The sequence below is a fragment of the Oceanobacillus aidingensis genome, from assembly GCF_042654105.1.
Classification (GTDB): Bacteria; Bacillota; Bacilli; order Bacillales; family Amphibacillaceae; genus Oceanobacillus; species Oceanobacillus oncorhynchi.
Genome location: NZ_JBHSFT010000011.1, coordinates 1 through 23,832 on the forward strand (window position 1 = coordinate 1; position 23,832 = coordinate 23,832).

The 23,832-nt window shown below is 40.5% G+C and carries 18 protein-coding genes; 11 read left to right on the forward strand and 7 right to left on the reverse strand.

Annotation, left to right across the window (positions count from 1 at the left end):
• Positions 1 to 220: 220 nt before the first annotated feature.
• A complete protein-coding gene (locus ACFO3P_RS07985; protein ID WP_289585285.1) occupies positions 221 to 2,236 on the forward strand; it encodes a putative bifunctional diguanylate cyclase/phosphodiesterase in 2,016 nt (671 codons plus the stop codon).
• Positions 2,237 to 2,283: 47 nt separating this feature from the next.
• Here ACFO3P_RS07985 and ACFO3P_RS07990 read toward each other — a convergent pair whose 3' ends face one another.
• Entirely contained in the window at positions 2,284 to 3,429 is a 1,146-nt protein-coding gene (locus tag ACFO3P_RS07990) for a diguanylate cyclase (protein WP_052484905.1), read from the reverse strand.
• A gap of 444 nt (positions 3,430 to 3,873) precedes the next feature.
• Here ACFO3P_RS07990 and ACFO3P_RS07995 point away from each other — a divergent pair, with 444 nt between their 5' ends.
• The 3 genes from ACFO3P_RS07995 (at position 3,874) to ACFO3P_RS08005 (ending at position 8,933) form a co-directional block, all read left to right on the forward strand.
• Positions 3,874 to 4,050: a YjfB family protein gene (locus ACFO3P_RS07995; protein ID WP_077601790.1), complete on the forward strand. Its 177-nt coding sequence runs from the start codon at positions 3,874 to 3,876 to the stop codon at positions 4,048 to 4,050.
• Between the two features lie 268 nt (positions 4,051 to 4,318).
• Positions 4,319 to 7,861: a cell envelope integrity protein TolA gene (locus tag ACFO3P_RS08000; protein ID WP_379542351.1), complete on the forward strand. Its 3,543-nt coding sequence runs from the start codon at positions 4,319 to 4,321 to the stop codon at positions 7,859 to 7,861.
• A gap of 178 nt (positions 7,862 to 8,039) precedes the next feature.
• Complete coding sequence (locus ACFO3P_RS08005; protein ID WP_042529907.1) at positions 8,040 to 8,933, forward strand: 3-hydroxyacyl-CoA dehydrogenase; 894 nt, start codon at positions 8,040 to 8,042, stop codon at positions 8,931 to 8,933.
• A gap of 40 nt (positions 8,934 to 8,973) precedes the next feature.
• Here ACFO3P_RS08005 and ACFO3P_RS08010 read toward each other — a convergent pair whose 3' ends face one another.
• A complete protein-coding gene (locus tag ACFO3P_RS08010; protein ID WP_042529909.1) occupies positions 8,974 to 9,702 on the reverse strand; it encodes a DUF3784 domain-containing protein in 729 nt (242 codons plus the stop codon).
• Positions 9,703 to 9,891: 189 nt separating this feature from the next.
• On the opposite strand from ACFO3P_RS08010, the gene ACFO3P_RS08015 reads away from it, so the two are divergent.
• The 4 genes from ACFO3P_RS08015 to ACFO3P_RS08030 all read left to right on the forward strand — a co-directional run bounded on the left by ACFO3P_RS08015 (position 9,892) and on the right by ACFO3P_RS08030 (position 11,512).
• Positions 9,892 to 10,263 carry a fluoride efflux transporter FluC gene (locus ACFO3P_RS08015; RefSeq protein WP_042529911.1) on the forward strand — a complete coding sequence of 124 codons (372 nt, stop codon included), beginning with the start codon at positions 9,892 to 9,894 and terminating at the stop codon, positions 10,261 to 10,263.
• A gap of 24 nt (positions 10,264 to 10,287) precedes the next feature.
• A complete protein-coding gene (locus ACFO3P_RS08020; protein WP_042529914.1) occupies positions 10,288 to 10,650 on the forward strand; it encodes a fluoride efflux transporter FluC in 363 nt (120 codons plus the stop codon).
• A gap of 98 nt (positions 10,651 to 10,748) precedes the next feature.
• Positions 10,749 to 11,378: an SDR family NAD(P)-dependent oxidoreductase gene (locus ACFO3P_RS08025; RefSeq protein ID WP_379542352.1), complete on the forward strand. Its 630-nt coding sequence runs from the start codon at positions 10,749 to 10,751 to the stop codon at positions 11,376 to 11,378.
• 8 nt (positions 11,379 to 11,386) lie between these two features.
• A complete protein-coding gene (locus ACFO3P_RS08030; protein ID WP_289585286.1) occupies positions 11,387 to 11,512 on the forward strand; it encodes an SDR family oxidoreductase in 126 nt (41 codons plus the stop codon).
• A gap of 59 nt (positions 11,513 to 11,571) precedes the next feature.
• On the opposite strand, the gene ACFO3P_RS08035 is transcribed toward ACFO3P_RS08030, so the two are convergent.
• The 4 genes from ACFO3P_RS08035 to ppx form a co-directional block, all read right to left on the reverse strand.
• Positions 11,572 to 12,966, reverse strand: coding sequence for an L-cystine transporter (locus tag ACFO3P_RS08035; RefSeq protein WP_193064853.1), 1,395 nt, complete (start codon positions 12,964 to 12,966; stop codon positions 11,572 to 11,574).
• 961 nt (positions 12,967 to 13,927) lie between these two features.
• Positions 13,928 to 15,034, reverse strand: a complete 1,107-nt coding sequence (menC, locus tag ACFO3P_RS08040) for an o-succinylbenzoate synthase (protein WP_289585282.1) — start codon at positions 15,032 to 15,034, stop codon at positions 13,928 to 13,930.
• Positions 15,035 to 15,234: 200 nt separating this feature from the next.
• Positions 15,235 to 17,310 carry an RNA degradosome polyphosphate kinase gene (locus ACFO3P_RS08045; protein WP_042529922.1) on the reverse strand — a complete coding sequence of 692 codons (2,076 nt, stop codon included), beginning with the start codon at positions 17,308 to 17,310 and terminating at the stop codon, positions 15,235 to 15,237.
• Positions 17,311 to 17,540: 230 nt separating this feature from the next.
• The gene (ppx, locus tag ACFO3P_RS08050) at positions 17,541 to 19,067 is read right to left on the reverse strand and encodes an exopolyphosphatase (protein ID WP_042529924.1); all 1,527 of its coding nucleotides are present in this window, start codon (positions 19,065 to 19,067) and stop codon (positions 17,541 to 17,543) included.
• Positions 19,068 to 19,241: 174 nt separating this feature from the next.
• On the opposite strand from ppx, the gene ACFO3P_RS08055 reads away from it, so the two are divergent.
• Positions 19,242 to 19,526 (forward strand): hypothetical protein, encoded by a 285-nt coding sequence (locus ACFO3P_RS08055; RefSeq protein ID WP_042529927.1) that lies wholly within the window; start codon positions 19,242 to 19,244, stop codon positions 19,524 to 19,526.
• A gap of 449 nt (positions 19,527 to 19,975) precedes the next feature.
• The gene (locus tag ACFO3P_RS08060; protein ID WP_042529929.1) at positions 19,976 to 20,938 is read left to right on the forward strand and encodes a Gfo/Idh/MocA family protein; all 963 of its coding nucleotides are present in this window, start codon (positions 19,976 to 19,978) and stop codon (positions 20,936 to 20,938) included.
• Positions 20,939 to 21,108: 170 nt separating this feature from the next.
• On the opposite strand, the gene ACFO3P_RS08065 is transcribed toward ACFO3P_RS08060, so the two are convergent.
• The gene (locus tag ACFO3P_RS08065) at positions 21,109 to 21,480 is read right to left on the reverse strand and encodes an Hsp20/alpha crystallin family protein (protein WP_175297003.1); all 372 of its coding nucleotides are present in this window, start codon (positions 21,478 to 21,480) and stop codon (positions 21,109 to 21,111) included.
• 389 nt (positions 21,481 to 21,869) lie between these two features.
• On the opposite strand from ACFO3P_RS08065, the gene ACFO3P_RS08070 reads away from it, so the two are divergent.
• Positions 21,870 to 23,765, forward strand: a complete 1,896-nt coding sequence (locus tag ACFO3P_RS08070; protein WP_042529934.1) for a TcaA NTF2-like domain-containing protein — start codon at positions 21,870 to 21,872, stop codon at positions 23,763 to 23,765.
• Positions 23,766 to 23,832: the final 67 nt, after the last annotated feature.

Here is a 23,832-nt window from a genome sequence, read left to right on the forward strand (position 1 = left end):
ATAAAGCAATACAAAAATTAATCAAAAATCAAGTACAGCAATGGGTGGCAGGTTTACCTAACTATATCAAGGGTTACATGTCTATTTCAGTGTGCGAAAGTTGAGGGTTTAAATAATCGATAATTGTTTAAATCCATCGAAATAGATGTGTTTTTGTCTATTTTACATGATATATTAAAACTAGATGTAATTGCTGTGTTGGTGCGAGGAGGAAATGAACTTGGCTCAGGCTGTATTTAAGATTCGGAATAAAAAAATATATTTTACGGAACTGTTATCTTGGGATGTATTAAATGAGTCAAAGGATATCATTTCTGGAGAAGATTATGATAATATACTTTCTCATTATATCGGACCTCATGTCGCATTAGAATTTTCAAAGCTGGTTGATGGTGAGGAAGAGCAAATTCATTTTAATGCAACGGTTAATAGAAAAAACGGAGAAATGGTGCTGCTGAGTATTTTTGGCTATCAAATTCAATCAGAGGATGGGGTAGAAGTGTTCGGAATCATTTCTGATGACAGGGAAGCAAATAATCAATTAATGAAGGCATTAAAAGAGCTGTCAGATATTAAATATGCGTTGGACCAATCTGTGATTTTAGCCATTACAGACCGGCAGGGGAAAATCATTCATGCAAATAACCTCTTCAGTGAAATATCCGGTTATTCTCATGACGAGTTGATTGGAAATACCCATCAGCTGATTAATTCAGGCTATCATTCCAGAGAATTTTTTAAAGAGATGTGGCGGACAATCGGATTTGGCGGAGTTTGGAAAGGCGAAATCAGAAATCGTGCAAAAGACGGCTCTTTTTATTGGGTGGATACAACTATCGTACCGGTGAAGAATGAAAAAGGAAAGCCGGTGCAGTATATTGCGATGCGCTACGATATCACGGATAAAAAAGAAAATCAGGAAAAGATACGGATGATGGCCTTCTATGATCATTTAACAGGGCTGAAGAATCGCCGTAAGTTTGATGAAAATTTAATCCAAAAGATAGCATATGCTAAAGAAAATCAGGAAAGATTCGGAATCATGTTTGTTGATTTGGACGGCTTCAAGTATGTGAATGATACGCTTGGACACATCATAGGAGATGAATTGCTTATCGCCGTTGCCCGCCGGCTGGAGGAAATCGTCAGTAAGAATGGAGTTGTTGCAAGGCTCAGCGGTGATGAGTTTGCCATCCTTATTGATTTCATCACTTCCCCGAGAGATATGCAGCGCTATGCAGAATCTATTATTACCAATTTTAAAGAGCCTTTTGCTATTGAAGGCTATCAATTAAGCACGACAGCAAGTATCGGGATATCGACCTATCCAGAGGCTGGTTCAGATGCGCCTACGATGATGAAGCATGCTGATTTGGCAATGTATCGCGTGAAGGGCTTGTCTAAAAATGATTACCGGTTTTTTGACAGGGAGATGCGAATCTCGAATCAAAGAGCGTTTCAAATAAAAAATGATTTACGAATAGGTTTAGATAATAATCAATTTTATCTTGTATATCAGCCTAAAGTATCTCCAGGGAAAAAAGATATTGTTACAAGCTATGAAGCGTTGATTCGTTGGCAGCATCCGGAATTTCAGGAGGTATCTCCGGGTGAATTTATTCCTTTAGCGGAAGAATTGGGTATGATTAATGAAATCGGTGATTGGGTGCTGGAAAATGTTTGCAGGCAGCTGAAGGCATGGAAAACCAATGGTTACGATTTACTTCCTGTATCTATTAATCTATCATCCAGCCAATTTTTGCAGGCCGATTTTGTCGATAAATTCTGGTCTGTTCTTCATGCGTACCAGGTGGATCCAGCTTGGATTCAGATTGAAATCACGGAGAGTCTCTTTATTGATAATGAAAAATACGTGCAGCAAATTTTAAAAATAATGAAGGAAAATGGAATCAAAATTGCATTGGATGACTTTGGGACAGGATACTCTTCATTGGCTTATTTGCAAAAGCTTGATTTAGATATTTTGAAAATTGACCGTTCCCTCATTAGCGGCATTTCGCATTTATCTATCAAGCGAAAAATTGCAACAACCATTGTCCAGCTGGGAAAAAGCATGGGGATGAAGGTGGTTGCTGAAGGAGTGGAAACCAAAGAAGAACTCGATATTCTACGCAATCATGATATTGATGAAATTCAAGGTTATTATTACAGCAAACCACTTGCGATACAAGAAATGTCGGAAGTATTGAAAACAAAGAAGTTGGGTAAATCATAATGTGGTATGCTTATGTGAAAAATGAATAACGTCATTCCGAAAATGATTTATGATTTATTCGGAGATGACGTTATAGCAGGGTATACTTGGTTTTTACCTAAGTGCTTTGCTTTATATAATGCTTCATCGGCCTGATGAATGATTTGACGCGGGTTGCTGCAGGTATCCGGGTAGGTTGCTGCACCAATCGAAACAGTGATATAAATGCTTTCCTTTTGAGAAATCTGAAAGGAGTGCGCTTTCACGTCCTCCAGTATGCGTTCGGCTACCTCCAGCGCATTTTCAATACTGCAGTTTGGCAGCACAATTGAAAATTCATCTCCGCCATTTCGGAACGCCATATCAAATGAACGGATATTTCTGGATAAAATGTCACCAAATTGCGTTAAAATTTGGTTTCCTGCCGGATGCCCATATGTATCATTTATCTGCTTGAACTGGTCAATGTCCAGCGATAAAATAGTCAGCTTTTCGTCTTTTATGACTGCTTTATTGACTACCTGGCCCCACACTTTTTCGAAGGAGCGCATGTTTTGCAAGCCTGTTAAAAAGTCTGTAGATACCTCCTCTTTATACTTCGCTAAAAGCATTTCTGTTTTTCCGAGATATCTCACGTAAAAAAGAGAAGCCAATCCGCCGACAAATGATACAAAACAATAAATCGGTAAAAAGCTTAGCAGGGAGAGGTAATCATTTTGAAAGTGGAACATCATCGTGATGGTAAAAACGATATTGGAATAGAAAATCATCACGACAGCTTTTATATATATCTTTTTTTCCATTTTCGTCTGGTATAGCTTATGTATCAATTGAAATCCAATCACTAATGCAATCATTAAAAAGACAGCAGAGATGGAAAAGTCCGACATTCCGCCGATGATAAATCTGCCGGCAATCACCACGATACTGGCAATAATCGCAGGAAATAATCCTTCCAGCAAGATTATGAGCATAATTGGTATAAAACGAAGGTCTACCAAGGCACCTTCTGCGACTTCAATGGAAAATATAATTAACATAACACTATTCAGCCCGCATAGAACCCCGTCGATAATTCCTTTTTGCCAAAACGGTCTGTCAGCAATTTTTAATTTTGATCGGAGTGGTACGTATAGCACAGTTAAAGTGATGATGACGCAAAGATTAATAAAAAAATCATCTAAAAAAAAGAACATGATGTCTCCGTTAGCCAAACGTTTTCCTCTCCTTTACCCAATAATCATGCAGCTTGGACGTCTTGAAATCACGGCTGTGTAGAGCGTAGCCGAATTAAAGAAGCTGCGGTAGTTACCAAAGGAATCGTCAGCTGCTGTTTCTAGTCATTATGTATGTTTTTTATGTATATTTTTAAGCGATTATCCATTATAGATATCGTTTCTTCTTGCAGCTGATGCTTTAGAAATAGTTCTATATTCTAATACTAGAATTTTATCATGAATCGATGTACTTACCAAAATTTAAGATACGTTTTTTAAATATTGTATTCTTTCTTGTGGCAATAATTACTTAAATCGTTTGAACATATAAGCCAATTATTTTCCTGTTCCCGTTATAGTAGAAAAGATGCATCATTTGACAGAAAACTATGTTAAAATAAAGGTAATTCGTAAATCTTTCAGAGTGAGGTGAATGGATAGGTGGATGTTGGGAAAATGTCGATGATTATGAGTCAGGCTAATTTGCAGACACAGGTGTCCTTCAGCTTAATGGGAAAAGTCATGGATCATGCGGAAGCGCAAAATGCGGAGCTGATTAAAATGCTGGATCAGCCGCAGCATCCGAATTTAGGGCATTCCATTGATGTGAAGGCGTAACACTTTTTCTCTGTAGGAATGAAAAAGGAAGATAAAAGCTGCCCCGTTTCGGTGTGAAGAAGCGGGGGTTTTTACATATTAGCAATATATCTGCCAGGAATAAATGTTATTTACTATCTCATAAAATTCTTGTAATCTTATAACAAGATACATAAAATGAAACTTCACTCAGTGGAAGTTTTACAAACAGTTCTCCATGATAAAGTATCCTTCACCTTAGAAAAGGGGCGTGGACGTTATTTCGAATTCTAAAAATCGAGCCCAAATTTTGCAAGAAGAATTGATTGAATTATTAAAAAGAGATCTTATCAGCATGGAAGATTATAAACGCATCTTAACAGCCCATCAGGAATATGCGAAACAGGTAGATAAAAGTATGGATGGGTTAGCGCGTGAGGATGCGGAAGAAGAAGCCTCTAAAGAGAGGTATCAGGCTGCAGAACAGGATCAGCCGGAGGAGGCAGAGGCCTCTTTTTCACAGTCAGACAGCAAGCCTGTTAAAAAACAATCAACCGGGTTTTTCCAGGGCAATAAGGATAAAAAAGAATGGCTGTTGACTCCAGAGGAGCGGGAAGCGGCAAAGCAGAAGAAAGCGAAGCCGGTCCGCGAACCGAAAACAGCGGAGCAGGTCAGAGAAAGAAATATTACCTGGCTGCTTATTTTAGGAGTTTCTTTTCTGTTAATCAGCGGTTTAGTTGTGGCAACCAGCTCTTGGGATCAGATGGGAGCCTTGTTAAAGGTTGCGACATTGCTTGGCGTTTCGATTTTCTTTTTAGCATTAAGCGGGTTATCCTCCCGTTTTCTTAAAATCGAAAAGACAGCTTTTGCGTTTTTGACGCTCGGAAGTTTATTACTGCCGATTGCGATAATCGGTATTGGTTTTTTCGGGTTGTTTGGCGATTATTTAACGTTAACAGGAGAAGGGCGTTATTGGCTGGGAATGCTGTGTACTATTGTCCCGCTTCCGTTATACGCTTGGAATGCTTATAAGACAAAAGCGAAATTATTTGTATGGATTTTTTATATATTCCTATCCTTCTTTATCGGATTTTCCCTTGCTGCACTGCAAGTCCCGACAGATGTGTTCTTTTTCCTAATGATGCTGTATAACGGTGTCTTGTTATTCGTGTATCACCATTTTCGGAAAGAGAAGGGGCAAGTGTTTCGTGTGTTTTTACATGAACTGCCGGCCTATGCACAGTTAAATCTGATTGTTTCCACGTTATTAATGCTGTTTGTCTATAATCAGGCTGTGTTTTATAGTTTTAATGTGCTTTTGACTGCATTTCTCTATATGGCGATGGTGTTCGTCTATCAGACAAAGGGCTATCAATTTGTTTTTGCCGCTTTATTTGCTTATGGCATTTACCAGCTGACAGAGAATTCGTTTTTATATACAGCGGATACGTTGATTTATGCATTGATGGGGGCAGCTTATCTCGGATTTGCTTATGTGATGCGGAAGGACAGCTTTGCGAATAAGGCGTTTTATTATATAAGCGGCGTCATTTCGGGCTTTGCTTTTCTCTACATCAGCTTTCAAGGCTTGATTATCCGTGCTGACTGGGATTCCTGGTTTATGCTGCTGGCGTATATTGTTATTGCTGCCACCTATGTCTATCTTGCAGAGGTGACGAAACGGGGCGTTTTTCGCTGGATTGCTCCTGCATTCTTTATTGCGGTCGGGATACAGTTTTGGTCGTTAGCAGTGCATCCGTTTTTTCCGGAAAGCACACTTAACTTTATGTTTTTCTATATGATTATTTTATTTCTGTTTGTCGGTTTCGGGAATCGCATTCCATTTATGCAGGCTGTACAAAAAAGTATGTATTTCTGGTCGATGCCGGTAATTGGAATCATTATCCTGGGTAAGCTGATCCTGCTTGAGTTCGTGGAGATTGCAGTTATATTTGCCTTGCTAGGCGTCGTTGCTTTCTATATGACTGTGGTATCGAAAAAAACGTTGGAGAAGCAAGTTGCTTCCTGGGCTGTTCCAATTAATTGGCTGTTGGCCATGTACATCCTTTATTTTGAATTTGTGGAAGCATCCTATGTTTACCGCAGTCAGCTGGATATTCCTTTTCAACTGGCGGGCGCCGGTGTCGTGCTGCTTGGAATCAGCCTTATCTGGAAGCAGAGAAAGCAGCAGGAATTGACCCGGACAACGTTCTATACGGGTCAGGGAAGCTATCTATTAGCTATGCTTCTGCTGTTTGTTGGATTTACCGGAGATGAAATATTTGTAAGACCTGTCATTCTGTTGATAGGAATCGGCGTCGTCTACTGGCTGGTTCGTTTTACTGGAAAGCCTGTGTTTTGGAGTCTGGTTGCGGCGGTAAGTTTAGGATTTTATGTATCGTTGCTGCGCACATTTTCAATTGATACGTTGGATGGATTTGTCTGGTTTATGCTTGGCCTGCCCATTGTATTCTTAGCGGTGGAACGTTATTTAGGAAAATGGGATGCCGGCTTAAAGCCGTATTTCTTCTATTTTGCGCACGCGGTGCTCTTGTTCCTTGTGCTCATCATAGCAGGGGACAGTGTAGCACGTCCTATCCTTTATCCGGCAGTCTGGCTGCTTCCACAGGCAATCTATACCTATACGGCACTGACAAAGGAAAAAGAATGGGAAATAAAAACGGCTTTATATGCTGGGTTACTGATGCTGCTTGGAGCAGTGGTATCCTTCATCTCTCATTATGAATGGATGGCAGTTATTTCATTTGTTTATGCTTGGCTTGCTGCAGGAATCATTATGATTGCAATCTGGGCAGCAGTATCAGCGGTGTGGAAGCGGCGGATAGAATATTTTCTCATTCCGTTTATGAATCTGGTTTTAGGTATGGGCGTGTTTTTATCTGCAGTAGAGGTGTTTTGGCAGCTTCTCATCTTTACCGGACTGATTATAGTGAATGTATATTTTCTGCATATGCGAAAATGGACATTATACCTTGTGGTGCCTTTATTTTTCTCCATCTATTTATGGCAAATACAAGCGGTATTTGAGGAAACGATTCATTTATGGCTGATGTATACCATTGGATTTGGCATATTAACAGCTGCCGGGAGATATTTATTTTCAAAACTGTATGTTACTACTGAGGGAAGCCTGCGGGCTGTAGACTGGTATTCTCTGATGGCAGTTGCCTATCTCGTTTTTGCATTAAACTGGGCAAATGAGCTGGATACGATTTGGCTGACTGTTATTCCGCTTGTTTTGTTCGCTTCCTGGTTTTTCCTGCAGCAGGATCGTGTGGGGAATCAGATGCTGCAGAAAATATGTATCAGCCTTGGCGGCGTGGTTTGTTTACCGCCTTATTATCTGGTGCTTGATTATTATATTAATGCTATTTCAGAAGTGTTTTATGCGGAGCTTCATGCGCTGCCGGTTCTTGCTTTGGCAATTATTTTGTCTAAGAAAACATGGAATGATTACGAATCGGTGATGCGGCATATTCAGACCGTGCTGTTGATTCTGGTTACGGTGTACCTGATTGCGGATGCGATTCAGAGTGCTACGATAATGGATGCATTGATTATCGGAGTGTTGTCAATTCTTTCCTTACTCGCAGGGATGCGTTATCAATTAAAATCCTATTTCTTTGTCGGAATCGGAACCCTCTTGTTTAATGTGATTTATCAGACACGGCCTTATTGGGGCAATCTCCCTTGGTGGGCGTATCTTCTGATTGCCGGAATATTATTTATCAGCATCGCCAGCTATAATGAATGGAAGAAACAGCGTGATGGGGAAGGAAAGCTGGAGAAAAAGCTGAAGCAAATGATTGCACGGTTTAAAGAATGGAATTAATGAAAGCAGTTTGGGGATGCTAAATTATAAAGCAAATCCAAACTGCTTTTATTTTTATAAAGAAATAAGTGTGCCTATAAAATAATTGCTCTCAGGCAAATTTATTTATGTTTGGCATAAAAAGGCGTATACTATAAATGTAAAATCACATTGGAAAAAATAGAAAGAAGGATTTCTCATGGAATTTAAGAATGTAACGATAGCAGGCAGCGGCGTATTAGGAAGCCAAATTGCCTTTCAAGTTTCTTTTAAAGGATTTAATGTAACAGTTTACGATATTAATGATGAGGCTGTTCATGCTGCAAAAACACGGATGGAGAAATGGCAGCAACGGTATCAAGAAGATATAAATGCAACGGAGGCAGAAGTAAAAGAGGCGTTCGAGAGCATGCACTTCTCTACCGATTTAAAAGAAGCTGCTGCAGATGCTGATTTAGTTATTGAAGCAGTTCCGGAAAATGAAAAAATTAAATTAGATTTCTATCATAAATTAGCGGAAGCCGCTCCGGAAAAAACCGTTTTTGCATCTAATTCATCCACCATGCTTCCAAGTCAATTTGCCGAAGCAACTGGCCGCTCTAATCAATTCTTGATGCTTCACTTTGCAAATGAAATTTGGAAAAACAATACCGCAGAAATCATGAAGCATGAAGGCACAGATATGAACGTGTTTGATGATGTCGTAGCATTTGCAAAACAAATCGGAATGGTTGCATTGCCTATATATAAAGAACAGCCTGGATATATTTTAAATTCCTTGCTTGTTCCTTTTCTAGATGCAGCAGAGGAGTTATTGGTCAATGATGTTGCCGATGCAGAAACCATTGATAAAACATGGATGGTTGCAACTGGCGCTCCAAAAGGTCCATTTGCAACATTAGATGTCATTGGTATACGCACACCGTATAACTTATCTGCGGCAAAAGCAGAAGCTGGAGATAAGAAAGCTGAAAAAGTTGCTGCGTTCTTAAAAGAAACGTATCTGGATAAAGGGAAATTTGGGATTGAATCGGGAGAAGGCTTTTATAAATATCCTCATCCAGCATTTAAAAATCCTGATTTCTTGAAATAAATAACCATTAGAAAAAGCTGGCTGCACTGGACAGCTTTTTCTAATGGTTATCATTATATTGCTGGTATGCCAGCTCCAGCTGCTGAAAATACATTTCCGTTTCATTAGGCTGGCCTGCATTGATAATGATAAAGCTGTCCTCTGTCTGGACAATCATAAATGGAGCGTTGTTGGAACGAATAAATAGCTTGCCGGCTCCCCATCCCTCCATCCGATAATTGCCGAGGTGTTTTCCAAACATGGAAATGCCGTTTGTGCGTATCGTGGTTTCTGGAAGTTCATCGTAGAGAGAAATATCCTCTATATCCGAATACGCCCATATTTCTCCATATAAGCCTGTCATTTCGAAGGAGTCCTCATTTATTTCCAGTTTATTTGGTATAAAAGGAATGGCGAAAACGACAATGACTAACATAAGGGAAAGCAATAACACCGTTTTGTTTATCCGTTTCGATTTCTTTTTCAACTTTTTCGTCATCCAAAAGAATTCCACAAATAAAACGATAAGCATGACAACATAGGATCCTTCAATCGCATAAGGAACATGCAAGAGCTGGAGCAGGAAGCCAAGGCTTAAAATAATGGCTATATGCAGGGTCATCTTGCCGACAGCACGCGGATAGCCTGCTTGAATCATTTCCCGCTGCTCCTCAGGCGTACTTGTATTAAATCCGCTGATTAGATAATAATTTTTGCGTATTAAAATAAGGTAACTGAAAAAGAAAAACATAAGGATTAAAAAGATTTGAATAACGTAGCTGTATTCCATTCGTTTTCCCCTCCAAATTCTTTCTGCACTATAACTACGAAATAAGGGAGAGAAGGTTTCAGCGAATACGAAAAATCAGGAATTTCTATGATAAACAAGCTTGTTTTATCCCGAAATACTTGCTTTATCGGCTGGATAGGATTAAATTATACATTATTAATAATGTACGGATAAAGGTCTGGTGGTTTGATGAATTATCTATTTGTGATGATAGGGGCTTTTTGGGGAGCGATCGCCCGCTATGGGGTCAGTCTATGGCTTGGTGATATGACTTTTCCAATGGCAACGATAACGGTAAATATCATTGGTTGCTTCTTGTTAGGCTTTTTACTGACGCTTGTTTCGCTTTCCAGACATGATCGCCGCATATGGGCGTTGACGTTTGGCACCGGGTTTCTAGGCGCATTTACAACATTTTCTGCCTTTGCATTAGATGCATTGCTGTTAACCTTGCCCATGGCTCTGCTTTATATTGGGATAAGCGTGGTTGTGGGAGTCATTTTTGCCGGGGCAGGAGTTTGGACAGCGCGTGTTGTCTATGCACGAATCAGGAAAGTATAACAAGCAGAAGGAGGCGTCATTCTTATGTTTTTTGTAGGGGCAGGCGGTGCCGTTGGTGCATTATTGCGTTACATCATCAGTGAATATATGAAGCCGTTAAAGGCAGAAAAAGGCATTATCTTTCCAGTTGCGACCTGGATCATTAATGTGTCTGGCTCTCTTTTACTGGGAGTGCTATATGGGCTTGATTTGCCATTCGAGCTGTGGCTGCTGTTAGGAGTCGGCTTTTGTGGCGGATATACGACCTTTTCTACTTTCGGGAAGGAAGTAATTGATCTGCTGCTGGATAACAAGTGGCTGGCAGCTTTCTGGTACATTAGCACATCTGCTTTATTAAGTATTGCTGCAGCTTGGGCGGGAATACATAGTGTTTTCATTTTTTCTTAAAAAAGAAACCGCCACCTCGATAGAAAGCCAATTATTTGTAGTTTTGTAAGCGGTTACGTAAAATAGGAAAAGAAGATACTATAAAGGAGAGGTGTTATATGCGAGATAAGGTGGTATTAATCACTGGTGGAGCCGGCGGAATTGGTCAAGCAGCTGCAAAATTGTTTTTAAACGAAGGTGCAAAGGTTGTTTTGGTTGATATTAATGAATCATCCTTAGCAAAAGCAAAGGAATCTCTCACGGATAATCCGGAAAATGTGGGCATTATTCAAGCCGATGTAACGAAGGAAGAAGACGTAAAGAAATATGTTCAGGAAACGGTTGATCAATTTGGCCGCATCGATGTTTTCTTTAATAATGCAGGAATTAATGGTCCTGTTGCGGAAATTACTGATTTGGATAAGGATACCTTTGAACAGATTATGTCGATTAATGTTACCGGGGTGTTTTTAGGCTTAAAACATGTGCTTCAACAAATGAAAAAACAGGGGCATGGACGAGTGATTAATACAGCATCTAATGCTGCCTATATCGGTTCAGCGGGAATGGTCGGTTATATAGCCTCCAAGCATGCGGTTGCAGGAATAACGAAGACGGCAGCATTAGAAACAGCTCCGTTAGGGATTCGTGTGAATGCGGTAGCTCCTGCTGCTATTGATACACAGATGCTTCAAGATATTCAAAATAATTTAACGCCTGGCAGCCGGAGAAATCAGGAGAAGCTTTAAAACAGGGGATTCCGGTCGGAAGATTTGGCGCGCCGGATGAGGTTGCCCAGATTGTCCGGTTCCTGGCATCGGATGAAGCGTCGTTTGTACATGGCGCATTGTATAATGTAGATGGCGGAATGCAGGCGGATTAAATTATCCTAATAAAAAAGCAGTTATCTCGGGTATGTGAGATAACTGCTTTTTTAAAGACTTAAATGCCAGTGTTTTCTACTACGGCATCTTTATTATTAAATTTCTTCTCATCCAGGTTGCCGAGCACTTTGGAAGTGACAGTACCTGAAACCATGCTGCCGTTGACATTGACTGCGGTACGGCCCATATCAATAAGCGGCTCAACGGTAATCAGCAGACCAGCGAGTGCGATTGGCAGTCCCATAGAGGACAGAACAATAATTGCTGCAAATGTTGCTCCGCCGCCGACTCCAGCGACTCCAAAGGAGCTGATTGCTGTAATTAAGACAAGCTGTACAATAAAGTCAAGTGATGTTGGATCAATACCAACAGTTGGAGCAATCATAACGGCCAGCATCGCAGGATAAATACCTGCACAAGCATTTTGCCCCATGGTTGCGCCAAAGGATGCGGACATATTCGCAGCTCCGTCATCCACGCCCAGTGCTTCCTTCTGTGCAGTAATATTCAACGGAATCGCTCCTGCACTGGAACGGGAAGTAAAGGCAAATCCGAGCACCGGGAACACTTTTTTCATAAACGTAATCGGATTTAATTTGAATCCGCTGATGATGAGCATGTGAATAAGAACCATAACAATCAACGCGACATAGGATGCAATCACAAATTTACCAAGCTGAACAATCCCTGCAAAGTTTGTCGTGGCAACCATATTCGTCATCAGTGCTAATACCCCAAATGGAGTTAAACGTAAAATAAGCGTTACAAGCCGCATGACAATGGCAAATACGGCATTCACCATTCGTGTAAACCGTTCTGCCTGTTCCGGCTGTTTCCTGCTCACCCCAAGTGTGGCTATTCCGACGAGAACAGAGAAAATAACGACGGCAATAACAGATGTAGAACGTTCCCCAGTCATATCTAAGAAGATATTGTTCGGGATAAAGTTAATGATCCGCTGCGGTGTTGTTTCCTCTTCCATGGATTCAAAATTTTCTTCCATCGAAGCGCCGCGTTCTGTTTCTTCATGACCCGCTTCGATTTGTTCTGCATTCAAATCAAAAACAAGAGAGGTTACAACACCGAGTGTTGCTGCAACAAGTGTTGTCGAAATAAGTACGCCAATCACCCATGCGGCCATTTTTCCAAGCTGCTTTGTCTCATTCAAGTTAATAATGGCACGAATAATCGAAACCATAACGAGCGGAACCACGATCAGCATTAAGAAGCGAATATATCCGCTGCCGACAATGCCGTACCAATCGAGCGTTCCTGTAAGAATATCTGACCCTTCTCCATAGATAATCTGGAAGAGAGCTCCTAAAACGATACCAATCCCCATACCTGTAAATACACGTTTGGCAAAGGAAACATGCTTTTTCTGCATATAGATTAGTAAACCGATTAATGCAAGTAAAATAACAATATTTAATAATATAAACCAATTATCCATTTGGTATTATCCTCCTTTGATAAAATGTTCTTCGGAAATCCAACAAAAATAGTACGGATTAAACTATACAACGATTCTATTTTGATTTCAAGATAGTTGCTTTGGATGTGTTTTTATTTTGAAGAATAGGAAAGTATATAAAAAATGCTGAATATAGTCGCTCCAACGGGTTTCATGGGGTGAGTAATCGCAACCCCAGAAATACACTCCGCTTTCCGTGGGCCCCGAGCTCATCTCCTTTAAAGAAGACTTGCTGATTGGCAAGCCGTCAGGCGCAGACAGAAGCAAAGTCGCACTTATGCCCCGCGGGTAGAAAAAAAGAAGTACACTTTTTTCCTGCGGGGTCTTCCCACTGGGACTGCGATTACTCGCCCCATCAAAACCGTCGCTAGAATTTGCGTTATTTCCTTGTAAAAAAGCAAATAAAACATAATTCTACTTAGATGGGAGCGGATGTTGTCGACTCCTGCGAGAAAAGCAACAGGTGATTTAAAGACCAAGCGGTGTTCTTGGTTTTTCTAATTTGTTATGTTTTTAATCTGTTAAAAAACCCTTAGATAGCCGCTGTTCTGAAAGGACACTGTGCTTATCATGAGTAGAGAAAAATATTTTACTGTGAGATGAGTAAGAAAATACCCAACTCAAAATCATTTTTTCAAGGAAAGATAGCTATTTAAAACCAAGTGATTTCCTAGGACTTTATATTCTATGCACGCTAAAGGCGCTGTGCGGCAGGCTGTAATGTAAGTCTTCTATTACAAAAAATCAAAAAAATACGTCATTTTAAAGCGGGAAATCAGACAGACAATAACGGTCTGTTTCGTTTTATATAAAAAATAATTCCTCCGCTTAGTATGTACGAACTTTGAAATAACATAATTGATTTTAAACAAGAAAAGGAGAAGAGGCATCCAGACAGAAATGGATACTGTCTAAATGTCTCTTCTCAAGATGGAGTTGATTATTTAAATGTTTCTTTCTGAACCGTGTATTTTGCCAATTTCTCACGGTTAACTTCATATCCGATTCCCGGAGAAGCAGGGACCTGTACGATTCCGTCTTTGACAACTACTTCTGGGTCAATGATATCTTCTTCCCAATAGCGGGAGGAAGCTGCGGTATCTCCAGGTAATGTAAATGCCGAGAGGGAGGTAATCGCGATATTATGCGCACGGCCTACGCCTGATTCAAGCATGCCGCCGCACCACATTGGCACATTTGCTTCTTTACACAGCTCATGAATTCGTTTCATTGTTGTAATCCCGCCGACACGGCCGACTTTCATATTAATGATTTTACCGCTTCCCAATTGAATAGCTTGTCTCGCATCATCATAGGAATGAATGCTTTCATCCAGACAAATCGGTGTTTTGATATGCTTTTGCAGCTCCGCATGATCAATTAAATCGCCGGCGGTTAACGGCTGTTCAATCATCATCAGGTTATACGGATCCAGCTGCTTTAATGTTTCCACATCATCTAGTGTGTAAGCAGAGTTCGCATCAACCATCAGCGGAATATCAGGGAAATGCTCGCGGATTTCCTTAACAACTTCTACGTCTTTGCCAGGTTTGATTTTCACTTTGATTCGCTTATAGCCTTCTGCTGTTTTTTCTTTAATGTTGGTAAGCAGGCGCTCCATATCATCTTCAATGCCTAGGCTGACCCCGACTTCAATTTCTGTTCTGCATCCGCCGATAGCCTCTGCCAGAGAAAAACCCTGCTGTTTAGCATAAATATCCCAGGCAGCTGCATCAATCGCTGCTTTTGCTAAGTTATTGCGCTTAAACGGCTCGAATAACTCTGTCAGCTCATCGGGATGGCTGATTTCACGGCCGAGAGTAAGAGGAATTAAATATTCTTCGAGCATTACCCAGGCAGCTTTTGTGAATTCTTCAATATAAAGAGGAGACTCCGAGGTAACGCATTCTCCCCAGCCAATGGTTCCATCCGCATCTTTTGCCTCTAAAATAATAAATTCACGATCCTGTTCTGTACCAAAGCTTGTCGTGAACGGATTTTTCATTCGCATATTCATCCGATGCATTGTTATTTCTGTAATTTTCATTTCCAAGACTCCTCGTAATTTGTTAGTAAATAGGAAAGATACCTATTGTAAAAGTTCAACATCTTCTTATGTTCTAGTATATGGAAGTTTGTTCTCAATAGCAATATGGATGCTGAGGGAAGCTTCATTTCTGCAAGACAGGAGATGAATTTTAGATAAAAAAACAAAGGCTGTCAGCTCCCAGCCTTTGTTTTCTACTTTTAAGCAAATACATCCATCGCCTGTTCAAATAATTTTAATTGGCTATTCAAAGCTTCATCATCCGGCGGAACATGCGAATAAGTGCCGTCATTTGCCTGCTGCCGTGCTTTTTTAGAGTCACGGAGCATGATGTCGAGGATATCATGAATACGATTTTTTATCCGGGGGTCAAAGATTGGAAACATCAGCTCTACCCGTTTAATCATATTTCGCGTCATCAAATCTGCGGAGGACAGAAAAATATTGATGTCGCCATTATGATGGAAAAGATAGATGCGGCTATGTTCCAAAAATCGCCCGACAATGCTCAGCACGCGAATGTTCTCGCTAACATCTGGAATGCCCGGGCGCAGACAGCAGATACCGCGGACAATCAAATCCACTTGCACGCCGGCTTGAGAAGCTTCGTAAAGCTTTTTGATTAAAGGTTTATCTGTCAGCGAATTCATTTTGGCAATAATCCGTCCATTGTTATATTCCTTGTGAAACGTGATTTCCTGATCGATAAGCTGAATTAGGTCATTGCGAATATCAAATGGTGCCATGGATAAATGATGAAAATCAGGCTTTTCTGTATAACCGCTCAAATAATTGAAGAAATTGGTGGCATCGATGCCATATTTGCGCTTGGTCGTTAAAAAAGACATGTCTGTGTAAAATTTAGCTGTCTGGTCATTATAATTTCCCGTACCAAGGTGGACGACCCGTTCAATCCGATTTTCATGCTTTCGGACAATCAGCGTGATTTTACTGTGGGTTTTCAATGAAATCATTCCGTAAATAACATGACAGCCGGCGATTTCCAGCTGTTTTGCCCACTCTACATTATTCGCCTCATCGAATCGTGCTTTTAATTCCACCAGAACGGTTACTTGTTTTCCATTTTCCGCTGCACGCTTTAAACTGGCGATAATCGGTGAATCCCCGCTGACACGATAGAGTGTCTGCTTAATTGCCAGCACTTCCGGATCATCCGCAGCTTCACGCATTAAATCAACAATCGGTTCAAAGGATTCATATGGATGATGAAGAAAGAGGTCTCTTTTTCTGACAGCTTCCAATACCGTTTCATCCTCATGGATATCCTGTGCCGGCTGCGGGATAAATGTTTCATAAATAAGATACTCAAAGTCATGCTGTACTTGATCATAAAAGTCATTTAAACACGTTAAATCGAGCGGTCCATCTACAATGTACAAATCCTTTTCATGAATTTCCAGCTCATGCAGCAGGAAAGAAGTAATAGAAGGGTCCTGCTCCATGGCATTCATCTCTAAACGGACAGCCTCTCCAAATTTGCGCTTCTTCAGCTCTTTTTCAATTTCCTTTAATAAATCATGCGCGCTGTCCTCATGGATATTCATATCTGCATTGCGGGTAATACGAAAAGTGCTTGTTGAGATTACCCGATATCCCTTAAAAAGTTTATGGATAAAAAACCGAATGACATCTTCTAACAACACATAGTGATGCGCATCATCAATCTGGATAAACCGGTCTAACAATGCAGGTACTTGGACAATCGCTGTTTTTTTCTGATGCTGTTCTTGTTCATACTCGTCTTCCAGCTGAATAGCAAGATTTAACGATTTATTTAACAGCATTGGAAAAGCGCGATAGGCATCGATGGCCATCGGTGTAAGAATCGGATAAATTTGTTCATCGAAATATTGCTCCAGTATATATAATGCTTCTGCAGATAATTCCGACATTTGAAAAAGACGAATCTGCTGTGTTTCTAATTCCTCCTGTACCTGTTTAAACAGGTGATACTGCTGCTCTACCAAGTCATGATTTAAGGATGCGATAGAAGAGAGCTGCTGCTTTGGAGTCAGGTTTGATTTGTCATCCGGCCGGTTAAATCCTGCTTTTACCTGATCCTTTAATCCGGCTACCCGGACCATAAAGAATTCATCTAAGTTGGATGAAAAGATGGATAAGAACCGCAGCCGTTCGAGCAACGGGTTGCTTACATCGTCTGCTTCTTCTAATACACGTTTATTAAATGAGAGCCAGCTCAGCTCCCTGTTATTGTAGGAGGCTGATGAATTGACGTTTTTTATTTGTTTGTCCATATCACACCATCCCTTTTTAAGAAGATATTCAAAAAGTTCCCAAATGATAAGCTGCGAATCGGGCTTTTTTGCTTCTGGTTTGAATCCTTTTTGAACACTCGTTATAGCGTCCTATATATATCATAATCCTTTTCCGCATAAAGTATGTTAAAGAGGTGTAAAGTTTGTGTGAATAATTTGTTTGGCAGGAGGGGTCGTAACAGCTTTCTCCTGCACGCTTATTTTTGTCTTTACAAATCAATAAATTCCAGATCTACTTCTTTTCCAATTGCTTTTTCCAGATGCTTTTTCTGTTTTTCCGCCTGGTATTCTTCCGGCATGGCATTGCCTTTCGTATATATACGAATAATGAGGGTCTTTTTCTTTGATGTAAACTCTATTTTTTCGACAATCTGCCTTTTGGTCGCATCTAAGCAATAAGTGAATTTTAATAAAGATCCCAAATCTAATAATTTCTGGCGCTCTTCCTTTAGGAACCATGATTTATAGGGCTGAATAAATTGCTTGAAGACGGTCTTATTTTTAAACGAAGCAACCAGTGCAAGCTTCAGACGTTCCCGGTGCTCTAATCCATCAATGGTACGGTTAGCCAGAAGGTAGAAGGTATGCTGCGGGCTTGACTCGGAATCAATATATTCTCCGAGATTAAATAAAAAGCTCGCCATTTTCAACAGCTGCCGGTCCTGCTTGTCCAGATGGATCAGTCCATTTTCTTTGCAAAAATCAAATATTTGCTCGGTCAGGTTTTGGACATGGCTGATATGTTTACGATCCAGATCATAATCATTAACGAGCTCCTGGATGCTTTCCTCTAATACATTTGGAAAGAGGGAGGAATCGAATTGCTTTGCTAAATGTTCATACAATACGCCATCCCGAAGTCCTTTCCGGCTTAGGATCAAGCTCTCTGCCTGAACAGTCTGATAGAGGCAGTGAAAAACTTCAATCGCAGGAATAATAATGTCCGCCCTGTCTTTAGAAAGTCCTTCTACTTTTGCTAATTTAGCCGGTTTCAGAGAAGTTAAATGATTGCTTACTTCCATAATATCCTTTTGGAACATTTGATACTCATGCAGACCTGCTAGCGGATAAGACTCCAGATTTTGATGGACCTGAGCCAGGTTACGCGCACTTCCGCCGATGGCAACCAATTTGACCTCTTTATCTGCAAGCCATGGAAGTGTTGCGAATTGATCCTTTAGATAGTGGCGCAGCTTGGAGAGCTCTTCGGTTGTCGGAATGGACTTGTGGAAGAAATCCTTTAAGGTAAGCGCACCAAAAGGAAAACTGTGTGACTCCTTGAGTTCCCGGCCCTCAAAATAAGTAACCTCTGTACTTCCGCCGCCGATATCTACGGTAACTCCTTCTGTGAGAGAGGTAGAATGGATAACTGCTAAATAGCCATAGTAGGCTTCTTCCTGTTCACTTACAATGCGGATATTTAATCCTGTACGTTCGACGATTTGGGTTTCAATTTCTTTTTTATTCTCCGCTTGCCGGACAGCTGCTGTAGCCGCACAGATGGTGTCCTGTAAGGTATAGGTATCCAGCACTTCCTGAAAGCTTTTCAATGTATCAATTAAACGGTCAATCCCGGCCTGGTTTAAGGTATTATCCTCTTCTAAAAAGGTACGCAGCCTGGAGGAGGCTTTCACGTTTTCTATTTCTTTCAGCCGGTTCCCCTTTGTTTTTTCATAAATGACTAAACGCATGGTATTGGAGCCAATATCGATGATTGCATAATGTTGCTTCTTCATTTCTTTCGCCTCCTGTTGTTTTGTCTGATTTTTCTTTTAGTTTAACACATTTGCAGAGAAATAAGCTGGCATTGCTGCGCTGCGGCAGGAACAAAAATAAGAAAAAGCCTTCAATTATCACTTCCCTGGGTAGATGCATATCTTGGTAGGAAGCAATGGAAGGAGGGCAATGGAATGAATGAATTCAATGTACCTGCAGAAAATCAGCAGGGAATGTATCCATATAACTTTTATAACCCTGCCGGATTAAATAACCAATTCAATTATCAAGAAGTCAGAAGGCCATATCACCATCCAAGACCATTTTATGGAAATCCTGTATTTGGATTTGGCGTGCCATTTTTAGGAGGATTGGCGACAGGGTTACTGCTAGATGACATAGGAGGACCGCCGCCATATTATCCTTATCCTCCATACTATCCATATCCGCCGTATGGGTATTATCCTTATGGATATTGATAAAAGGAATGAAAGGTAAGCTGGAAATGCATCAGCTTGCCTTTTTAGTATGAGGAAAAGGATAAAATCAATGTACGTCATCCATTGCCCGGTAAATGCTTCCCCACTGACCATCCAGTAATTTTTCTGAAAATGAATGCATCCTGTGTTATGATAAGAGTAAGTGTTTTGTATTAATTGTATAAAAGGATACATTTAGTAACTCTACCACGGATAACCGTCCGTAAAACTCCCGCTTTGAAATAAAGTAGGAAAACTATTTATATAAGCGAGAGATAACGGACACTAACTCCCTGAATCACTTAGGCTAACTCTGTGGGAGGATGAAGGAAACAGACTAAGTTCGCGACGTCCTGGGACTGCGACTACTCGCCCCATCGAAAACTCCCGCAGAATGAAGTTTCGTTTTATCAATTAGTTAATATCATAAATAAGAAAGGTTGGTTAGTATGAAATTAGGCACAATTGGATCAGGTAAGATTGTTCAGGAGATGCTGCGGGCAATAGAACCGGTTGAAGAAGTAAACTGTGTTGCTGCATATTCCAGAAAACAAGAAACAGCGGATGGATTAGCCGACGAGTTTCAAATCCCGAAAACTTATACATCTTTGGAAGAATTTTTTGCTGATGAAGAGATGGATACCGTATATATTGCTTCCCCTAATCAACTGCATAAACAGCAGGCGCTTCAAGCGATAGAAAATAAAAAGCATGTTATTTGTGAAAAGCCGTTCACCCCGACGGCCAAGGAAGCGAAGGAACTGAAGGAGGCAGCGATACAAAATCAAGTGTTTGTTTTTGAAGCGATTCCTACTTTGTTTTTACCTAACTTTCTAGAGCTGTCCAAGCATATTGAACGATTAGGACCTATCCGGCTGATTCAATGTAATTACAGCCAATACTCCAGCCGCTATGATCAATTAAAAGCTGGAGAGGTGACCAATATGTTTAATCCTGCATTTGCAGGCGGTGCATTGGCGGATATCAATATCTATAATCTCCATTTTGTATTGCGTTTATTTGGCAAGCCGGAAGAGGTTACTTATAAAGCGAATTTGTATGAAAATGGCATAGATACTTCCGGTATCGCTTTACTTTCCTATCCAGGTTTTCAAGCAAGCTGTGTTGGATCGAAGGACACCACTGGTGAAAATTTTGTCTCGATTCAGGGAGAAGAAGGCTATATGTATATCAAGCCTGGCGCAAATGGTGCAAGAAATGTCAAAATCACGATTGATGGAAAAACAAAGGACATCTCTGTAAAACAGGACCGGGCAAGACTTTCCTATGAATTTATTCATATCAATAAAATTATCAAAAATCATGATGAGAAAGTATTTGAGGAATTAATCGATCATACGATTGCAGCCGCTGAAGTGTTAGAGGATGCACGGAGTCAGGTCGGATTATAAAACGGAACTTCATTTAATGGGAGTTTTTTGCTTTTTTTCATGATAAAAGAATAAAAAAATCGCTGTATGAAAACTGTCATACGGCGATTTTTATTGGAGAATTAATTCGCAGAATTCAGGCTTGCTGCGAATTTGCCTGCAGGCCGTTGTATAGCTTTATCAGCTGCTTATTAGTCTTCAATATCTATTATATGGGGAGATATGGATTGATTTGGGATTTTTATGATTAAAATTCCATTCTCAAGGGTTGCCGTGATGCTTTTTTTTGGTATATTAAAAGGGAGTGTAATAATGCGTTCTTTCCGCTCGGTGGATTTTTTATTTACGTTTTCTTTTTCTGTCTGTACGGATAGGCTTTCGTCCTTATTTAATATTATTTTTATTTGATTTCCTATGATTTCAATTTGAATATCCTGCCGGCGGTATCCAGGAACTTCTGCTTTTACATAAACGTGATTTTTTTCCTCTATTATTTCTGCGGGAAAATCATTAAGTATCTGGCCCTGGAATGATTTAAAAGAACGGGAAAATAAATTATCCATTCGATCGACGAACTCTTGGAAGGGGGTAAAATCAATATTCCAATTTTCAGGGAAAACTTTTTTCTTATCAGAACGAGAATCATGCTTATCGGGATCCATCAAAAAACCTCCTAACGATAACTTTTGGTTATTTCTTACACGAGGCGGGAGCTGTATCTATTATGGAATCAGCCTATGGTTGTGACGTGATAAGAATATTGTATGCAGGCAGTGCAGAAGCTGTGCGCATATGACATATAAGAAAAGAGTGCAGAAAATAATGTTGTAATTTTCTGTTTCCTGTACTGTACATAGGCATTGTTAAAAAACGAGAGGAAGCGTTTGTTTTTCCATTATATATAAGGAAAAGCAATGGGCGTGCATGCTACGAAAAAGAGGGAGAGAAAAGATTGACTAAATTTTGTAAAGAATGTGGAAAGCCAATTGGGGACGGAGCGCAATTTTGTAAGCATTGCGGAACAAAGGTAAACAGCGAGGTGCCGAAGCATAAAGCCATAGCGCCAGAAACGGAAAAAGAAGCTGCAGAGAAAAAAGCACCGGTAGAGCAAGCTGGCAAGGAAGAAAATCAGACACGAAGCGAGCAGCAGACGCGGCAGGTGAATAAAGAAAAGAAGCCAATGACAAAAAAGAAAAAGATATTGACAGGAATACTTGGCGTTATTGCATTATGTGTCATTGGTTTAGGTATTTGGGGAAATATGTATTATTCCGAGGAAAACACGGCAAATCGTTTTGCAAGTGCGATGGCTGAGGGAGATACTGAAACGATTCAAAAGGTGATGACAGTGGACGGCAAGGAGCTTTCTGCTGAGGAGGCCAATGCTGTGGCTGCGATGAGGGAAGAGGAGGAATTCGCTTTTATCAGTGACGGGGATTCCGAAGTGCTATTTGAAGAACTTCCTGTTTTTGATATGGAAGAATCCAATGAAAAAGCATTCTTGTTTTTCACGCAATATGATGTAGCAGCCGAGCCGCAGTATGTTACTGTCTATTCTAATGTAGAAGGGGTGACAACAACATTTAATGGCGGCGGGTTTGAAGAGGCTGATGCGTCTTCGGATTATATTGAATATGGTCCATTAGCTCCCGGGATTTATGAAGCGGCAAGCAGTTTTGAAACAGATTACGGAGAAGCTTCGAAGAGCCAGAACGTCCGGTTAATGGATACGTATAACAGCTATGATTCGGAATTAGAAGTAGGCGAAGTGACTTTCTATGAAATGTTTGCTGGTGATTTGCCGTACAATTCGATGGAATTATTGATTAATGAAGAACCCCTTGAAACGAATATGGATAGCGGTTATGTATCAGCCGGGCCGCTGTTGCTGGATGGTTCAATGGAGTTGACAGGGGTTGTCAAAGCAGATTGGGGAGATCTTGAAATTGAACCGATCGCGATTACAGACAGGGAACATGATGTGTATATTACGGATTACTTCAATGAAGAAGCTGAAGAAGAAATCAAAGAAGTCATCAAAAACTTTAGTGAAAATTATGTAGAAGCAACAGCCAAGCTGGATGCATCTGTGATTGAAAATGTTTCAGATGAATTAAGTGAAGTATTAGAGGATGAACTTTTTACGTATTATGATAATGGATTCAGCGGCAGATTAGATGAAATCGGGATTGCTTTGGCAGATGCAGAATATTATGCAACAGATAACCCTGCCTTCCAAATTCCTGCGCAGCTGAATATGACAGGTACCTATGACCCTGATTCAGAGTACGAAGAAATAGAGCTGGAAGCTGTTTTTATTGTTCAATATCTTGCAGACAGCGGCGAATGGGATATGCATTATTTTTCGGATAATTTTGCTCCGGGGAATGTTGATTATGAATTTTTTGCAGCATCCGGTGAGGAGTATGAAGGTGTTGTGCTGGAGGATGAAGATGATGCTGACAGCGAGGATAACCAAGACAGCAGCTCCGGCGAAGCAGAAATTGCAGATGTTGAATTAGCCGTCGACTATTATGTTTACAGTTTAGTAGATGCGATTAACACAGGTGATTATGATCTGGTTGCTGAATACATTGCTTCTGGAAGCAGCTTAGAAACGATGCAGCGTGATTTGGTAGAGCGTTTATCGGACAGCGAAATGAGGCAGGAGGTACAGTCTGTTTCCGTGGAAGATGTGGAAGAAGTAGACTCCGAAACATGGGAAGTAACAACAAGTGAAACGATTGAATTAATATACGCCAGCGGCGAGTCAGAAACAGAAGATTATCAGTGGACTTACACGGTGGAGCTGACAGATGACGGGTATCAGCTGACGAATTTAGAATAACCGTTACAGCCAGAGGGGAACCTTTGGCTGTATTTTTCTGATAAAACACTTGACCAGATGTGTCCTT